At 37.5% G+C, this 16,334-nt stretch carries 16 protein-coding genes; 11 read left to right on the top strand and 5 right to left on the bottom strand.

Annotated features, from left to right (window positions below; all coding sequences use genetic code 11):
* Positions 1-109 precede the first annotated feature (109 nt).
* Both HMPREF2731_RS11475 and HMPREF2731_RS11470 read right to left on the bottom strand, forming a co-directional pair.
* Positions 110-613 (bottom strand): cysteine hydrolase family protein, encoded by a 504-nt coding sequence (locus HMPREF2731_RS11475; protein WP_002306614.1) that lies wholly within the window; start codon positions 611-613, stop codon positions 110-112.
* A 39-nt stretch (positions 614-652) separates the two neighbouring features.
* Positions 653-1,462, bottom strand: coding sequence for a Cof-type HAD-IIB family hydrolase (locus tag HMPREF2731_RS11470; protein ID WP_002306615.1), 810 nt, complete (start codon positions 1,460-1,462; stop codon positions 653-655).
* A 333-nt stretch (positions 1,463-1,795) separates the two neighbouring features.
* Here HMPREF2731_RS11470 and HMPREF2731_RS11465 point away from each other — a divergent pair, with 333 nt between their 5' ends.
* From HMPREF2731_RS11465 to HMPREF2731_RS11425, 9 genes are all read left to right on the top strand, one after another.
* Positions 1,796-2,653 carry a glycosyltransferase family 8 protein gene (locus HMPREF2731_RS11465; RefSeq protein ID WP_002329245.1) on the top strand — a complete coding sequence of 286 codons (858 nt, stop codon included), beginning with the start codon at positions 1,796-1,798 and terminating at the stop codon, positions 2,651-2,653.
* A complete protein-coding gene (locus HMPREF2731_RS11460; RefSeq protein ID WP_002306618.1) occupies positions 2,646-3,548 on the top strand; it encodes a glycosyltransferase family 8 protein in 903 nt (300 codons plus the stop codon). Before HMPREF2731_RS11465 ends, HMPREF2731_RS11460 begins: the two co-directional genes overlap by 8 nt.
* 32 nt (positions 3,549-3,580) lie before the next feature.
* Positions 3,581-3,931 carry an iron-sulfur cluster biosynthesis family protein gene (locus HMPREF2731_RS11455; protein WP_070873015.1) on the top strand — a complete coding sequence of 117 codons (351 nt, stop codon included), beginning with the start codon at positions 3,581-3,583 and terminating at the stop codon, positions 3,929-3,931.
* Between the two features lie 48 nt (positions 3,932-3,979).
* A complete protein-coding gene (locus HMPREF2731_RS11450) occupies positions 3,980-4,903 on the top strand; it encodes a magnesium transporter CorA family protein (RefSeq protein ID WP_176747862.1) in 924 nt (307 codons plus the stop codon).
* A 79-nt stretch (positions 4,904-4,982) separates the two neighbouring features.
* Positions 4,983-5,876, top strand: coding sequence for an SDR family oxidoreductase (locus tag HMPREF2731_RS11445; protein ID WP_002306620.1), 894 nt, complete (start codon positions 4,983-4,985; stop codon positions 5,874-5,876).
* Positions 5,877-5,913: 37 nt separating this feature from the next.
* Positions 5,914-6,477, top strand: a complete 564-nt coding sequence (gene amaP, locus HMPREF2731_RS11440) for an alkaline shock response membrane anchor protein AmaP (protein WP_002306622.1) — start codon at positions 5,914-5,916, stop codon at positions 6,475-6,477.
* Between the two features lie 11 nt (positions 6,478-6,488).
* A complete protein-coding gene (locus HMPREF2731_RS11435) occupies positions 6,489-6,677 on the top strand; it encodes a DUF2273 domain-containing protein (protein WP_002291274.1) in 189 nt (62 codons plus the stop codon).
* Positions 6,678-6,689: 12 nt separating this feature from the next.
* Positions 6,690-7,595 (top strand): Asp23/Gls24 family envelope stress response protein, encoded by a 906-nt coding sequence (locus tag HMPREF2731_RS11430; protein WP_002335067.1) that lies wholly within the window; start codon positions 6,690-6,692, stop codon positions 7,593-7,595.
* Between the two features lie 31 nt (positions 7,596-7,626).
* Complete coding sequence (locus HMPREF2731_RS11425; RefSeq protein ID WP_002291278.1) at positions 7,627-7,869, top strand: GlsB/YeaQ/YmgE family stress response membrane protein; 243 nt, start codon at positions 7,627-7,629, stop codon at positions 7,867-7,869.
* Positions 7,870-8,156: 287 nt separating this feature from the next.
* Here the strand turns inward: HMPREF2731_RS11425 and HMPREF2731_RS11420 are convergent, their stop codons facing one another.
* A complete protein-coding gene (locus HMPREF2731_RS11420) occupies positions 8,157-8,528 on the bottom strand; it encodes a hypothetical protein (RefSeq protein WP_002309162.1) in 372 nt (123 codons plus the stop codon).
* A gap of 611 nt (positions 8,529-9,139) precedes the next feature.
* Between HMPREF2731_RS11420 and HMPREF2731_RS11415 the strand changes: the two genes are divergently transcribed.
* Positions 9,140-13,600 (top strand): LPXTG cell wall anchor domain-containing protein, encoded by a 4,461-nt coding sequence (locus tag HMPREF2731_RS11415; protein WP_070873011.1) that lies wholly within the window; start codon positions 9,140-9,142, stop codon positions 13,598-13,600.
* A gap of 168 nt (positions 13,601-13,768) precedes the next feature.
* Positions 13,769-15,232, top strand: coding sequence for an AcpB/EbpR/MafR family transcriptional regulator (locus HMPREF2731_RS11410; protein ID WP_070873010.1), 1,464 nt, complete (start codon positions 13,769-13,771; stop codon positions 15,230-15,232).
* 117 nt (positions 15,233-15,349) lie between these two features.
* Here the strand turns inward: HMPREF2731_RS11410 and HMPREF2731_RS11405 are convergent, their stop codons facing one another.
* Together HMPREF2731_RS11405 and HMPREF2731_RS11400 are read right to left on the bottom strand one after the other, a co-directional pair.
* Positions 15,350-15,583 carry a helix-turn-helix domain-containing protein gene (locus HMPREF2731_RS11405; protein ID WP_070873008.1) on the bottom strand — a complete coding sequence of 78 codons (234 nt, stop codon included), beginning with the start codon at positions 15,581-15,583 and terminating at the stop codon, positions 15,350-15,352.
* An 8-nt stretch (positions 15,584-15,591) separates the two neighbouring features.
* Entirely contained in the window at positions 15,592-16,065 is a 474-nt protein-coding gene (locus HMPREF2731_RS11400; protein ID WP_002306633.1) for a DUF2975 domain-containing protein, read from the bottom strand.
* Positions 16,066-16,334 lie beyond the last annotated feature (269 nt).

Raw genomic sequence — 16,334 nt, 5'->3', positions numbered from 1 at the left:
AAAAGCACGTAAGACTGAAAACAGTTCTTCGTGCTTTTTCTTTTTTATTTGCTTGCTAAATGATAATAGAACTTATATAAAGAATAGACTGTAGCATACGTGTGACTGTCTATTTTTTAGGTTCAATGATCGAAACATTGAAATCTTTCAGAAGTTCCAACGCAGATTCTCCATGTTTTCTACTAGAAACTAACGTTGGATCAACAAAAAAGTCAGCTTCAGGAAACGCACTCTGCAAGCCTATCAAATTAGAGAGCACACATAAGTTTGTTTCGATCCCAACCACTTCGATCTCTTTTTGTTCTTCTTTGCTTTCAAACAAAGTCTCCTTGATTTCAGCTAAAGTTTCAGGGGGGATCGTAAAGTAATACTTTTTGATCACTCGTTCATTTCCTTGGGGAGAAAGAAGAGGGATCAATTGCAAATCTTCCCGTTCCTCTTCTTTGTCCTTCAGTTCGACTGGAATATCCCGTGTGAATAGAATATATTCCTTGTTTTTGCGTGCTTTAGCTAATCGTTTAGCAATGCGTTCCGCCAATTGGTCTGATTCTGGAATATAAAATTCGCTATTTGGATCAAGAATATGATTTTGCATATCGATAATAACTAACATTTTCTTTCCTCCTACGTTCATGACGTCATTTTTTTATTTTCAATAGAAGTTTTTTAAAATATAAGCAACCCCAGCTTCCTCATTCGTCAGTGTTACTTGGTTTGCAATTTCTTTTACTTGCCGCTGTGCATTCCCCATCGCAATACTCAACCCACTATAATTCAACATAGCAATGTCGTTTTCTTGATCGCCAAAAGCCATGATATCACTCGACTCGATTCCAAGGTAATCCGCCAGAAAAACAAGTGAATGAGCTTTAGTGATACCTGTAGGCGTGATTTCTAAGAAATGCGGATCAGAGAATACTGAATTGATGCCGTCTGCTTGCAGATCTCTTTGTAACTTCTGTAGTTTTTCTTCACTCTTATCTGTTAACGCTAATTTAAGATAGCTAAGAGAAGGATCTTCTAACATACTTAAAATTTGATCAAAAGAATGATTCTGCAGATTGAAATGTTCATAATAGGGGTCGTCTTTGACAAGATTTGACTCATCGAATGTCAGCTGATCATCTTGGGTTTCTCGGCTGGCAATAATTGAGATTTTTGCTTCTTGAGCATAGAAGAAGGCTTTTTTCAGAGTATCGATATCTATTTTCGAACGTCTGAGAACCTTTGCCATCTTTCCATCCTTCATTTCAGCAATCAGCGAACCATTGGAAGAAATCAAATAGCCGCCGATCCCTAATTCGGAAAAAATATCTTTAGCAGAAATGCTGTTCCTTCCTGTAGCTACTGTTACGATTCCGCCATTTTCATCAAATTTCCGAAGTGCCTGGATATTTTCTTCTGGTATCTTTCCATTTCGATCAAGCAAGGTACCGTCTAAATCAATCGCTGCTAGTTTCATTTTATCTTCCTACTTTCTTTTTACATATCTATTTTCCTGTTACCTTAAGATTAAATGAGAAATTAAAAAAATGAAACTAACTTGCTTTGCCGTTATGAATTTTTTCAAAAAACATTCTTAAGAAAAAGGTGGCTATATATAGTAGTTTCTGGTCAATACCTTTGAATAAAAAGCCATGAAAAACGAATAGTTAGCGCTTACCAATGCGTTTTGTAATAAAAAAATTTTAAAATATTCAATGAAAACAAAGCATATATTTTGCTTTAAAGCCAAATGAGGAATATTCTAGATGTAGAACAGGTTAGAAAAAGATTAGAAAAAGGAGTGATTTTGATGGAGAAGAGATACGGCGTAGTTCCTGTGGTGACTGCTTCAGACGAAAATTATGCTCCTTACTTGAGCGTGATGATCGCAACTGCATTAGAAAATTGCAATAAAGCAAGACGCATAAAATTTTATGTGATTGACGATGGTCTATCAGAATATAGTAAACAAGGATTGGAAGAAACGGTAAATAAATATTCAAGTAATGCAAGTATCCAATTCCTGACAGTGGAAAAAGATATCTACGAAGACTTCCTAGTCAGCGACCATATCACAACTACCGCTTACTTAAGAATTTCTTTACCCAACTTATTAGCTAAAGAGGATTATAAGAAAGTCCTTTACTTAGATTCAGATGTGTTAGTGCTAGACGATATCGTAAAACTATATGATGAACCATTAAATGGAAAAACGATCGGCGCCATTATCGATCCAGGACAAGTGAAAGCATTGGAAAGATTAGGAATAGATTCCGATGACTTGTACTTCAATTCAGGGGTGATGGTGATTGACATCGATCAATGGAATAAAAAAGAAATTACAGAAAAAACTATCCATTATTTAAGTGAAAATGGTGATCGAATCATTTATCACGATCAAGATGCTTTGAATGCTGTCCTTTATGAAGATTGGGAACAACTTCATCCAAAATGGAACATGCAGACTTCTTTGATTTTTGAACGACACCCAGCACCAAATGAAAAATATGAACGTCTGTATAAAGAAGGAAATGAAAAACCTTCAATCGTTCATTTTACAGGACATGATAAACCTTGGAATACGTTGAAAGATCATCCGTATACCAATTTATACTTAAAAAAATTAGCACACAGTACTCTAACGAAAGTAGGCGAGATCAATGAATAAAAAAGAAATAGCAGTAGTCGCAAGTTGTAACACAAAATTCGTACCGCATTTAGCTGCGTTATTTGTCTCAGTATTAGATAATTGCAACCCGTCTAAATTTGTTCGGTTCTATGTGATTGACGACGATATCGATTTTGAAAGCAAACAGCTTTTACGTTTCTCAGTGAAAAATGCACGAATGAATTCAGATGTAGAATTTTTGAAAATCAATAAAGAATTCTTTACAAATGTAGTAATCAGCGATCGTATTCCAGAAACAGCTTATTACCGCATAGCGATTCCGGAATTGTTCCGCGGCACGGAAGTTGAACGTATCTTATATATGGATTGCGACATGATTGCTTTACAAGATATCTCTAAATTATGGCGTCTTGACTTCGGTGATTCAATCGTAGCAGCTGTTGAAGACGCTGGGTTCCATCAACGATTAGAAAAAATGGAGATTCCAGCTAAATCAATGCGTTACTTCAACTCAGGATTGATGCTGATCAATGTAAAAAAATGGTTAGATGAAAATATTACGCAAAAAGTATTAGACTTCATCGAACATAATCCAGAAAAATTAAGGTTCCATGACCAAGATGCATTAAATGCAATCTTACATGATCGTTGGCTTCCGCTTCATCCGCGTTGGAATGCACAAGGCTATATCATGGCTAAAGCAAAGAAACATCCAACAGCAGCAGGTGAACGTGAATACGAAGAAACACGCAACAATCCTTACATTATCCATTTCTCAGGACATGTGAAACCTTGGAGCAAGGATTTTGAAGGACCAACGAAGAAATATTACGAAAAATATGCAGGGATGACGGCGTTCCGTTGTGTGGCTAAATTCCCTAAATATCCAAAATATGCAAAAATTCAACAAAAAACAGACGTAGTTGTTAAATAATACAAGACTACAACTGAACAGGGGGAGTAGGAATGGAAATTACACTGTCTAAAAATGCAGTAGAGACGTTAATCGAAAAAGTGGGGGAAAATACAAAAATTGCACTCGCTCTCATCAATGATTCCGATCCATTTTTAAGGGATAAAGGTGCTTTTGCAAAAGGCAGCTTTTTCCAAATCATTCCTTTTGTTTCGGAATTTGGAGAGTATGCAACAAAAATCGAGCATCCTTTACTGGAGATCTATACATCTAAAGTAGAACAAAGTTATTTCGATAAACGACTAAACATGGACTTTAATAAACAGCTTGACAGCTTCTCATTAGAAAATGAAAGTGCAGTACTCGATTATAATATCAAATTAAAGAACTGCTTCTTCAGCTAATCGTTTTTGAAAAGTCCAGAAAGGAGGTATACATTGAGATACTACTTTGTGGATGATGAAAAGAAAGTCACAGAAACAGATGAAAACAAATACAATTGGCTTATTCTCGATAATACAAAGCCAGAAGAGATTCAGCAGGCAATCAAAGAATTCGAGCTTCCAGATGATATTTTCGTAGGCACGGAATATCCGGAAGAAGTTTCTCGGATGGAGCGCCTTTATGAGACCAAATTAGCGCATCCATTTTCTTTGGTTGTGATCAATCTGGATCAGTCAGATAATCGTATCGAAAAAAAATTGACACCGATATCTTTTGTAATTTCCGAAAATCTCTTGATTACATGTATTGATAGAAAGACCGAGTTCGTGGATCGCTTGCTGACAAAGCATGGAGATCATTTAAACTCGTTTGAAAAGATCATCACATATACATTACTGGATATTTATACCCATTACGTGAAAGAACTAAGAGAAATGAAGCATAGAATTGACGCTTTGGATAAAGCAGCTCGTAAAACGACGGAGAATGAGGAACTGTATAAACAGGCAGATCTTGAAAGAGACATTGTGTATATCGATCATACCTTAAGAGATCAGCGGAAAACGATGGATCAATTATGGAATTCTGAAACGTTTATCAAACGTTTAGACGATGAACAGTTGCTTTATGATGTCCATTTGAGGCAGCGCCAAACAGAAAAAATGATCGAGATCTATCGAGACTTATTGGAGAGTATTGGTGATTTATTCAATGGGATGATGGACAATAATCTAAACCACATCATGAAATATCTAGATTCAGCTGCACTAATCATCTCCGTTCCGGCGTTGTTTGCAGGGATTTGGGGAATGAATACAGGAGGGTTGCCGGGTAAAAGCTCTGCTTTAGGATTTATCCTCGTAGTATTCGGCTCTTTGATAGCAGCGGCGGTTTTAGGCTACCATCTATATCGAAAAGATTATACGAATTAAACAAACTATTTAAAACAGGTATCAAACAAAGAAATTTGTTTTGGCAATACAATTTAGAAAAACTAGGAGGAATACAGCAATGACAGAACCAAAATTAATCGATCCGCGAAATCTGTACCATACGGAGAAATTTCCTAAGCAAGATCAGGATACGCCAGCTTTACAACAGAACATGATTCCTGTTCCTGATTGCGGAGAAGAATCCTATGAGGGCAGTAATCAGCTGGAAAACCGACGTGTACTCATCACTGGTGGCGATTCAGGGATCGGTCGTGCAGCAGCGATTGCATTTGCTAGAGAAGGTGCAGACATCGCTCTTCAATTCTTCCCAGGAGAAGAAAAAGATGCAGAAGAAGTAGCTAAATACGTCAAAGATGCAGGACGTAAAATCGTCTTACTACCATTTGATCTTCGTGATGAACAAGCACCTAAAGAAATCATTGAAAAAGCAGTAAGTGAGCTTGGTGGGCTAGATACGATGGTATTGAATGCAGGACAGCAAATTTCTTGCCAGTCCATTGTTGAACTGCCACTTGAACAAATCAAAGACACATTCATGGTCAACATCATCGCTATGTTTGCTTTAGTGAAAGAAGCAGTTCCGCATATCCCAGCAGGAGGAGCGATTGTTACAACAACATCTGTCCAAGCCTTCAATCCAAGTGAACATTTATTGGATTATGCAGCAACAAAAGCTTCAATCGCTAACTTTACGATTGGCTTAGCAAAACAACTTGCTCCTAAGGGAATCCGTGTAAATGGCGTAGCCCCTGGTCCAATCTGGACACCGCTACAACTAGACGAAGGTCAGCCTTCTGATTCAATTCCTGAATTTGGTCAGCAAAGTTTACTAGAACGTGCAGGTCAGCCAGGAGAATTAGCACCGGTCTATGTCTTCTTAGCATCGAATAAAGCAAGTTATGTCACAGCTCAAATCTACGGAGTAACTGGTGGAGAAGCGATCAACTTATAAAAAGTTGATCGTTTCACCCCTATGAGGAGGTGCGAAAATGAATAAAGGAGTAAAAACGCTTGGAGTGATCGGAACGTTACTTTTGCTATCTATACTTTTGTTTGCGATACTATTAAGTGCAGCCTATCCACTGCCTTTTCAATTAGAGAAGTTTCGATTCTTTTCCATCACTAATTCATATGTGCAACAATATGTATTCTGGCTTGCTGTTGCATTTGCTATTTTGACGATTATCACGTTGCTTGTTTTCTTGTTTTATCCAAAAACGATCGGAACCTTTTTACTGAAACATGGTGATGGGGAGTTGACGTTGGATAAAAAAGCAATCGAAGGAATGGTTCGTTCTCACTTGCATGAAGATGAATTTATCCATTCACCAAAAGTAAATGTCAAAGCAACGAAAAACAAGATCGCCGTCAATGTAAAAGGGGAGTTGAAACGAACTTCAGCACTCATTGGTAAAACGGGAACATTGATGAAAGAAATCGAAAACGAAGTACAACACATATTAGGCACAAAAGAGTCAGTGAAAGTATCCGTGAAATACACAGGCTTTGAAGAACCAGCTAAACAAAGTAATGACCGCAAACGAGTAGAATAGGGGGGACCAAAATGAAAGAACTATTTTCGACATACAAGCTCCCTATCATCTTTGGGGTACTTGGGTTGATATTAGCCGTTTTATGGATAACCGTCGGCTTTTTCAAGACTTTATTGATCTTGATCATGGCCGCTATCGGTGTCGCTATCGGTTTTTATTTGAAACAAACGAAAATCTTAGATCACTATTTTAAATCTTAGGAGGAAACATCCATGAATAACAATAACAAAAATAATAATAACAATAAAATGAACAACCAAAAACCAGTGTCTGCACATCCAGACCCAACGACACCAAACCAATCAAATGGTGTGAACGATGAAAAGAACAAAACAGCACCAGTATCTGCACATCCAGATCCAGTCGTGCCAAATGTTCAACAAGGTGTAGAAGAAAAGAAACATGACGCAGAAAAACATGCGCCTCATCATCCCGGCTCTCCAGAATCTAAAGTTCCAGAACAACATGATGCAATCGATCCTTCTAAACCATTAGAGGAACAAAAGCACCCTTCTGATCATGCGAAAGCACAAGAAAAACTTGGTTCTGAACACTCAAATGGACAAGAAAAATTTGGTTCACAACATACAAATGACCAAGAAAACCATGGCTCTGAGCAGGAAGATTCGATGCGCGGTGAGTTGAATTATGAAGACAAAGTGGTGCAAAAAATCATTGGAATCGCAATTGAACAAGTAGACGGTTTATTATCTGCAAACGGTGGTTTCTTCTCTAATGTGGCAGGAAAACTTGTGAATACAGATAATGTAACGGCTGGGATCGAAACAGAAGTCGGTAAAAAACAAGTAGCAGTTGACATGGATATCATTGTGGAATATGGCAAAGATATCGAAAAAATCTTTGAAGAAATGCAAGAAGTAATCGGCAAAGAAGTAAAAAATATGACACACTTAGACGTCATCGAAGTTAACGCTAACGTAGTGGACATCAAAACAAAAGAAGAATTTGAAAAAGATCAAGAAACAGTGCAAGACAAAGTAACTGACGCAGCGAAAAAAACCGGTGAATTTGCTTCTAATCAAACAGATAAAGTAAAATCAGCAGCTGGAAGCGGCGTTGAAAAAGTAAAAGAAAATACAGAGCCACGCGTTCAGTAATAAGGAAGCAAAACATTAGGAGGAACGAAACATGGGATTTATTTGGTCACTTATCGTCGGAGGAATTATCGGAGCAATTGCAGGAGCAATCACGAATAAAGGTTCTTCTATGGGGATTATTGCAAATGTCGTAGCAGGTTTAGTTGGATCAGCACTTGGCCAAGCATTATTAGGTTCTTGGGGACCAAGTATTGCAGGAATGGCAATCGTACCATCATTGATTGGTGCCATCATTTTAGTACTGATTGTCTCATTTTTTGCTAGAAAACTGTAAAAAGACTTTTAATAAAAAGGTCGTGAAAAAGCTGTTCTGCATCAAGTAATAAGAACAACCAAACAAAAATAGCTTTTCATATTTTTCGTTTGGTTGGGCTTATTATCGAAGATGCAAGCTTTTTATTCGAAATAAGGGGCTGTGACAAGATTTTGTCATAGCCCCTTGTTTGTGTGGGTAAATTCCCAATTAGATTTTTAAAAGTTTTTTAAAGAAAAACCAGTATGTTGACCAGTTTTTCCTTAATTGTGTCTTTATTGATACAGAGAAGCTTTCTCCACCTTTTTTTAATAAAACAATGTCTCCCTAAATTTTCTTGAGAGAGGGAAGGTGAACATACAAAATAGTACGACCACTTGAAAGACCCAGATGATCCACAAATGAATCGTATGATACTGATGAAGTAAAAAGCAATGGATCAGAAACTCAAAGAGATTGAAAAAGACAAGGAAGAAATAATATCTCTTTTTTACTCTTGTCTGTTTTAGCCAATAATAGCTCGTAAAGTAATCTAGACAAACAAATAGAAGTAAACAAAGTTTCGTAAGAGCAGTAATCGCATCATGTTGCTCAGCTAGACGATTGACGAGCAGAAAGAATGTTGGTAATGGAATATAGATCACGAGTAATGAAAGAAAAAAGTAAACGATGAATGGCATACTATTTCTCCTAATTGTGTGAATTCGTCCTCATTTTAAAATAACGACATTTGTTTGTGAAGCTTTTTCGTGTCGTAACAAATGTTATCTAATGTATTTTTAAATAAATAATCATTATTATCAAATTAACGTTAAAAAGAAAAATGAGTAGTGGATCGTTGTTATTCGAAACATTCTGTCAAAAACTCCATATTAAATGGTAAAAAGTGGCATTACATAATAGAAAGAACCCCTTTACAGTATAAATGTGGGAGTTTGCTCCCGCATAAAAACAAAAAGAAAGGAGTGGGAGACACCCAGTTACGATTATTGGGGAGAGAACTACATATTCAAAGATCGTAAGAAGGGGAACAGAAGCAATTCACGTACAATGCTGACCGTCAAGTTTGTCACAACAAATGATCGTTAGGTGTTTAGCAAAATCAATACTATTTGATCGATCAGACTTGTGTCAATTGAGCAAAAGCTACGGAGGTTAGAAACAGACAAAACTATTTTTACACTATTTATTTATGTTTAAAACAAGAGAAAATAGCATACCTTCTTTGCTGACGGTTTAAAACAGATCGTTTTTGATCTGTATAGGAAAAATAAAGGAGGTAAAACGTTCATTGAAAAAAATAAAAAAGCTATTAACTAGTACACTATCTTTGGGACTGGTTCTAGGGAATATGGGCGGTACCGTAGTAGAAGCCGCCTCTGCCTTACATTCGATCGAATTACCAGTATTAAGGCAATTGCGCCCTCAAGAAGATAAAAAAGCAGAAGAAAAACAGGATGCTCGTGTATCAACATTACCACAGCTTCCAATAGTTGAAAATAATCTAGAATTAGAAACAACAAATATATTTTCAAATTTCTCAACACCGCCACCTCCAATCTATGACATAGAAGAAGTATACGCAGCAGTTATACGTAGAATGGAGTATATCATTTCTGAGGCAATGAAAAATCATGATCATACGTTTCAAGTAGGAGAAAGAATTACTGTTACTGACCAACTTGTAGGATGGGCATTTGCGGAAGGACCAGTAGTAGGACCCGCCATTCCCATCACCGCTATTCCAAGTGGAAGAATTAGCTTCTTCTATAACCCTATCTCTGATTTTGTTTACACTACTAATAGAAGCACTGCAAGTGGAAACTGGACATTAACTTTTAGAGGAAATACTGGACTAGATAGACCATTGGTGATTGAATTAACTAGGAATGCGAATAATCCCATAACCGGCAATGAAGTGTTCCCGAACTATAGAACTGCGTATGGACACGATTTTGCGGACGGTTCCAGAAAAATGTATGAATATGAACTAGTTCTTAATATGCCTTCAGCAACAGAAGCAATGGGAGAACTTGGAGTCGAAGCAAAAGATGGTCCACATTATCTATGGATAGGAAATGATCTTCCAGATCCATCTAGTTATGTGGAAATTGATCAGAGCAATGTCAAATGGGATCTGAAGACAGAATGGGAAGTCCCGCCAAGAATGTTTGTAGCAGGTCCCCAAAATACTAGAATCAAGGTAACAGAAGATATATCTGGCAGAACAAAGACCATAGATGTACCAATCACCGTTCAAACGAGAAATTTACAAATCGATGGGAAAGCAGGTCCACATTCTATCTATCTGAATGAAGCAATCCCTAATCCTGCTGACTACTTTGACGTGAGAGACCCTCTTGGACAGACCTATCAGTTAGAGTGGCTCGATGCTGATACGAGTTCAGCTGGTACGAAAACGTGGCGGGCAAAAGCAACGGCTGCTGATGGGCGGGAAGCGATTGGTTCCATCACGATGGAGGTTCTTCCAGTGGCATCATTAGATCTTAAATTGAGAACAGTTGAAAATCGTCAACTTGCTGGAAGTTATGAAACTTTGGTTTCTTCTTTCAAAGAATACATCCAAGAAGCGAGGATGGAAGGACAAACGATTGATGTCGATAACTTAGAGCTTGTTGAATCTGAATCAGTTGAACCAGATTATTCCATCGCAGGAGAACAGCAACTCAAGCTGACTGTTCAAACGGAACATCCAGTTACGGGGCGGATGATCAAAGGAACAGCTGAAACGAAGATCAATGTTCGTTGGGGAGACACGTTCTTACTGAAAGCCCATAATGGACAATCAGCTGGAGCATACGTTTTCCAGTTGAGGAATGGGAATAATGCTCGAATCGTGGCAACTCGAGGATTAGATTCTTCTCTTGATGAACGGATTGGTCTGGAAGGTTCGTTGTATTACTCTATCGAAGTTTTACGAAATAATCAGCAAATATATTTCCATGAAGTACCTGGTAGGGGGACTTTACAGCAAGTGATCACGACATTTGGAAATGGAAATGGATACCTTGATGTACAGTTGGGAGATATCATCAATATCCACCATCCACAAAAGAGTGCAGGAAGCTCAGTCTTGATGGTAGAAGAAGAAGAACAGGATTTCACTTACGGGACAGATAACGCCTATTATCGTGTCACGGCTTTCGGATTTGAACCACTTCCTGTACTTCCTGATCCGGCTATCCAGCTGAAATTGAAGCCAATGGAAGACCGTACATTAGGAGAAACTTCTGCGTCACTTGCAAGTACATTTAAAAATTATATTGAAGAAGCCACTTTTGAAGGGGAATCGGTTGCGATCGATGATCTAGAATTTGTCGCAGCAGAATCGACAGAGCCGACGAATACGATTGCTGGCAAACAAGATATTCGGATCACGGTACAAGCGAAACACCCGATTTCAGGGGAGACGATCAAAGGAACAGCCGAAACATCGGTCAATTATCTTTGGGGAGATACGTTCATGATCAAGTCAAGCGAAGGTGGTTCAGCAGGAGCTTATTCCTTGCATCTGAGAAGTGGGAATGCAGCTAGATTAACCGTTACCAGTGGGTTGCCTTCAGCATTAGATGAACGGGTCGGTACGGAAGAATCGATGCATGCCTTGTATTACCCATTGGAAGTCCTGAGAAACAATCAGTCAATCTACAATTATGAGGTACTTGGTAGAGGAACTCTGCGCCAAGTGATCGATAACTTTGGGAGTGGAAATGGTTACGTTGACGTTCGATTGGATGATGTAATCAAGATCTATCATCCGCAGAAATCGCCAAACAGTTCAATTGTCATGATTGATGAAGAAGAACGGGATTTCACTTATGATTCCGAATATGCTTATTACAGAGTGACTGCATTTGGCTTAGAACCGATTCCAGTGATGGAAGCAGAAGGGACTTCGCAAACATTCTCTTTGAGAGATGACGTCAGCACATTAGATGTCAAAGAACTAGTCAAAGATGTCACGATCAATCATCAAAGTATCTCAGAGGATCGTTACACGATCGAACAATTTTCAGAGATTGACACAAGTACAACTGGAAAACGAACGACAAAAGTAAAGATTACGATGAATGATGGGTTAGCTGAAACCGAAATCGAAGTGCCTTATGAAGTACAGTGGGGAAGTACATTCGTTCTTCGAGGACTGGAAGAAATGACCGTAGGCGCGTTTAGTTTATTAAAAGAAGGCGATCAGTTAGCAATCCATGCTTCTCCTGGTTCAAGTAACATGGACTTGAATCGTCCAGTGAACAATCCGTTCGGCAGAGGAATCTATTATGCCATCGAAGTGCTGGAAAACGACACGCGAAAATACAATTATGAAGTAACAGGGAATACCTTGATCCGTCAAGCAGTAAACGGCTTCAACAACGGGCAGCCGTTAGCAGTCAATGTAGGAGATACCATCAAAGTCTATCACGCGGAGACACAAGGAAGAAATCTTCTGATGATGGATGAAATGGTCAGAGATTACACAGGTGGTTCTAATTATGCCTATTACAGAGTAACGGAAGAAGGATTCGAGCCATTTACAGATATCAAGGCTGATCCGATTTCACAAGAACTGCTGTTAGGACATGAGACGAATACAGTGAATCCGGCAGAATTGATCCAAAATGTGACATTCAACGGACGTCCGCTAACGAGTGATCTTTATACGGTGGAACAATTGTCTAACTTCGATACGACAACAGTGGGAGAAAAAGGGGTTCGTGTGAGAGTAAGCACGACTGATGGTACTGGGTTCACAGAAGTGAAGATCCCTTATGTAGTGAAATGGGGAAGTACGATCCGAGTCAAAAACAATGACGGCGCAACGATTGGCGCATTCAGTCTAATTAAACAGACAAATCCGAACAATCAGAATACTCAAATGATGATCCGAGCATCTCAAGGTGTGGCAAATACAGAGTTGTCCAAAGTAGTGCATGATTATTCCGATCGATCGATTTATTATCAATTCGATGTGATGAACAAAGATAATACCACTAGCAGATTCACATATGATGTAACAGGAAACCGAACGATCGAACAAGCATTGTCTCGATTCAATAGTGGACAGCCATTGAATGTCAATATAGGAGACATTGTCAGGATCTATCATACGAAAGAGTTTAGACGAAATATGTTGATGGAAGATGAGCAGGAGAAGAACTTCACTTACGGTTCTCAATATGCTTATTATGAAGTCACAGAATATGGGTTCGAACCAAGCGGGAAAATTGATGTAGAAGCTAATAAAGTAGAAATCCCACGAGGTGCAACGGATCTCGATCTTAAATCATTTATCAAAAATGTAAAAGTAAATGACAAGGTCATTCCAGAAAATCTTTATACAGTCTCTTTAAATTCTGAAATCGACACATCGACTCCTGGTCGGAACAATGTCGCAGTCAACGTGACGACTGACAGTTCTTATGGCGGTTTTTCAACAGAATTGAATATGCCGTATGAAGTACGTGATCACACGACGGAATCCAGTACGAATGAATCACAAAATAATAACACGAATAATGATGGAACAAGCGGCAGTACGGAACGAAATGAAGGAACGACACCAAGCATCCAAGATGATCCAACAACAAGTGCAGATAATGAATCTTCACTGAATATGCCACAAACCAATGCAACTAGGAATACTGCATGGACGTTGATTGGTATCGCGTTAGTAGCAGGCATAGGGGCGATTGTTGTGAGAAGAAAAGCAAAAGAGAAAGTTGAAAATCAATAACCGTTTTTTGCTTAAGTAAGAAAAAATAGTTCTCAAAGTTCCTATTCCTAAAACAGATAAACGATATAATATAATTAAAGGCACTCAATAAGGGAAACCGACATTGAGTGCTTTTACATTTATCTATCAGGATGTATCAAAAGGATTTTGTTAGAAAGGGGTGGAAACATGTTGAATCTTCTCTCAAAAAAATTACAACGTCAGTTGAATCTGTTAGAAATACTATTCGAGGAGGAACGTTGCCGTCTTAGTCAATTGGAAAAAAGATTGGCAAGTTCTGGAAAAACATTGCGGAACGATTTTATAGAAATCAATACATATTCTTCCGATATCCAAATCGTCACTGATCGGAATGCTGGTGTGACAGCTATATTTTCACCTGCCTTCACAAAAGATCATATTTATCAGATCGTGATCTCCCAATCTACTGAATATAAATATTTAGAAACCATACTGCTACATCCAAAAGAGAATTATTTAGAATTAGCAGAGTATCTGTTTATTTCAGAAAGTACATTGCGAAGAATCGTAAAGAAAACCCAATCAAAATTAAAAAAATACGATTTGAAGATCAAAGGGTTGACTCGGATTGTCGGAGAGGGTCAGGTGATCAACGGTCTTACAGCTCGTTTGCTGATGGAAAAATATCCTTCTCCTGCTAGTATTTTTAATCGTTCTTTTAGCGAATCAATTTATGACGTGGTTATCCTATTTTTAAAAGAAAATCAGCTGTATGAGGTAGCAAAAAATGATCCGAAAACCTTATGTTTTTTACATTTTTTTATTGCTTGTCGTATACAACGATTCAACAAAAATAAAATGGAAATGGAGCAAAAGAAAATCAGCTGTTTCACCTTTTCATTCTTGGAGAAAAATCACTTGAGCCATTTTTCTTTGCCATGGGAAGAAAAAATCTGGCAGTGGATATTTGATACAGAAGTCATCCATACTGCTTTGAAAATAAGAAATGCAAGCGAGCAAGGAAAGTATCATTTTTGTATCAGTAATTGTTTAATGACATGGATGGATTGCTTGGAAAAAAAATATCAGTTGGAATGTGAGAACAAAGATCTGATCGTTCAACGATGTAAAGAGATACTGACACAACCACGATTTCCAGAATATATCCTAAATGATCCAAGCCAGACAACGATAGTCGATCCGCCGATTTTAGCCTGTTTATATGAAGAACTGAAGGGCAGGATGGTTGATGACTGCAGAGAAAAAGGATACGTCATCCCTGAACTCGATTCATTTGTTCGCCATGCTATCTTAGAAATTCTTTTCGACTGGCCGTTATTGCTATCATACATTGAAGGGAAAGAAAATAAATTAAAAGCAGTGATAGTCATAAATACAAGAAAAAAACAGGCGGATTACATAGCAAAAAGATTGCAAAAAAAATTGGGAGACTATTATCAATTTAGTGTCATGCCAAACTTTTATCAGAAAGAAAAGAAATCATATCATCTAGATATCGACTGTATTATTACAAATGTAATGATTGATGATGAGACAAACATTCCGGTCTTCGGTATTTCTCTATTTCCAAATCAACGTGAGATCCAAAATCTTCTCCATTTTTATCAGAAGAAGTACCAAGTAGTAGAAGAAAAGTCTCTCTACGTGTAAATACGTATCTATAGACAACAGGATATTCCATCAAAAAAATCTGAGTAATAGATGTAATGACCGCTAAAGGTCTCGTACATCTATTATTCAGATTATTTTTTTACTGATTGTTATGTTTTATATTCCTTTTTTTTGTATAGGATCGCGGTCTTTTTGGTAACTTAATAAATCCCCCGGTTGACACTCTAATACTTCACAGATTTTTTCGAGGGTGGAAAAACGGATAGCTTTTGCTTTTCCGGTTTTTAGAATAGAGATATTTGCCATCGTAATACCCACTTTTTCACTCAATTCTGTTACACTCATCTTTTTTTGAGCCAATACTACATCTAGATTAACGATAATAGCCATGTCGCACCTCACACTGTCAAATCATGATCTGTCTTAAGTAAAATCGCGTGTTCGAGCAGATTTTCCAACACGCTTGTCAAAGTGTATACGGCAAAAGGAATGAATACGACAGCAATTCCTACCAACATCAAACCAGGAGCATCATCTAAATCAGCCACTTTCAAAAATTTAGGAAGCAAGCCGAAAAAGGCGAAGCCAATAATCAAAATCGTTCGTTCGATTTTTTTGAGAATGTCCAAGCTTTGATTGGAAAAGGCCTGGTTTTCTTCGATTTGTTTCAACAGTCTCAATAAGAAATAAGCAATAATAATCCCTAAGAGAAGGGCGAAGTAGATGACAGAAACGAATAAAGTCGTCTGCCAATCAAAAGTGAATCCTTTTTCGCTTGTAGCAATCTGAGTATAAAAAAGTATACCGAATAAAATAAATACGGCACTTATACCTAAAACAACAAACTTTAATAATAATGTTTTTAATTTCATTTTTATCCCTCTTTTATCTTTGATAGCTAAAATATAGCAGGATAATTATTGAAAAGCAATTAATTTTTATCGAAAAACAATAAATTTTTGCCTTTTTTAGCAAATGTGGTTTTATAGTATTTGAGAGTTTTAATTGAAGTTAGCCTTTGATTCTTTTTGATTTATAAGGAAACTTTTAAATATGTTATTTACAAATAGTTAGTAAACTATGTTACAATTTTTATGGGGAAAAACTTAAAAAATAAATTTTTTTATTCATAATTGCTGTT

The sequence above is a fragment of the Enterococcus sp. HMSC072F02 genome (assembly GCF_001837725.1).
In the GTDB taxonomy this organism is placed as follows: Bacteria; Bacillota; Bacilli; order Lactobacillales; family Enterococcaceae; genus Enterococcus_B; species Enterococcus_B lactis.
This window is presented reverse-complemented; position numbering and strand designations above follow the sequence as displayed.

Excerpts from the sequence above, each read along its gene's own strand:
- HMPREF2731_RS11445 (WP_002306620.1), top strand. The coding sequence starts at position 4,983 with ATGACAGAACCAAAATTAATCGATCCGCGAAATCTGTACCATACGGAG.
- amaP (WP_002306622.1), top strand. The coding sequence starts at position 5,914 with ATGAATAAAGGAGTAAAAACGCTTGGAGTGATCGGAACGTTACTTTTG.
- HMPREF2731_RS11410 (WP_070873010.1), top strand. The coding sequence starts at position 13,769 with ATGTTGAATCTTCTCTCAAAAAAATTACAACGTCAGTTGAATCTGTTA.
- HMPREF2731_RS11405 (WP_070873008.1), bottom strand. The coding sequence starts at position 15,583 with ATGGCTATTATCGTTAATCTAGATGTAGTATTGGCTCAAAAAAAGATG.
- HMPREF2731_RS11475 (WP_002306614.1), bottom strand. The coding sequence starts at position 613 with ATGTTAGTTATTATCGATATGCAAAATCATATTCTTGATCCAAATAGC.
- HMPREF2731_RS11460 (WP_002306618.1), top strand. The coding sequence starts at position 2,646 with ATGAATAAAAAAGAAATAGCAGTAGTCGCAAGTTGTAACACAAAATTC.
- HMPREF2731_RS11470 (WP_002306615.1), bottom strand. The coding sequence starts at position 1,462 with ATGAAACTAGCAGCGATTGATTTAGACGGTACCTTGCTTGATCGAAAT.
- HMPREF2731_RS11425 (WP_002291278.1), top strand. The coding sequence starts at position 7,627 with ATGGGATTTATTTGGTCACTTATCGTCGGAGGAATTATCGGAGCAATT.
- HMPREF2731_RS11420 (WP_002309162.1), bottom strand. The coding sequence starts at position 8,528 with ATGCCATTCATCGTTTACTTTTTTCTTTCATTACTCGTGATCTATATT.
- HMPREF2731_RS11430 (WP_002335067.1), top strand. The coding sequence starts at position 6,690 with ATGAATAACAATAACAAAAATAATAATAACAATAAAATGAACAACCAA.
- HMPREF2731_RS11435 (WP_002291274.1), top strand. The coding sequence starts at position 6,489 with ATGAAAGAACTATTTTCGACATACAAGCTCCCTATCATCTTTGGGGTA.
- HMPREF2731_RS11455 (WP_070873015.1), top strand. The coding sequence starts at position 3,581 with ATGGAAATTACACTGTCTAAAAATGCAGTAGAGACGTTAATCGAAAAA.
- HMPREF2731_RS11465 (WP_002329245.1), top strand. The coding sequence starts at position 1,796 with ATGGAGAAGAGATACGGCGTAGTTCCTGTGGTGACTGCTTCAGACGAA.
- HMPREF2731_RS11400 (WP_002306633.1), bottom strand. The coding sequence starts at position 16,065 with ATGAAATTAAAAACATTATTATTAAAGTTTGTTGTTTTAGGTATAAGT.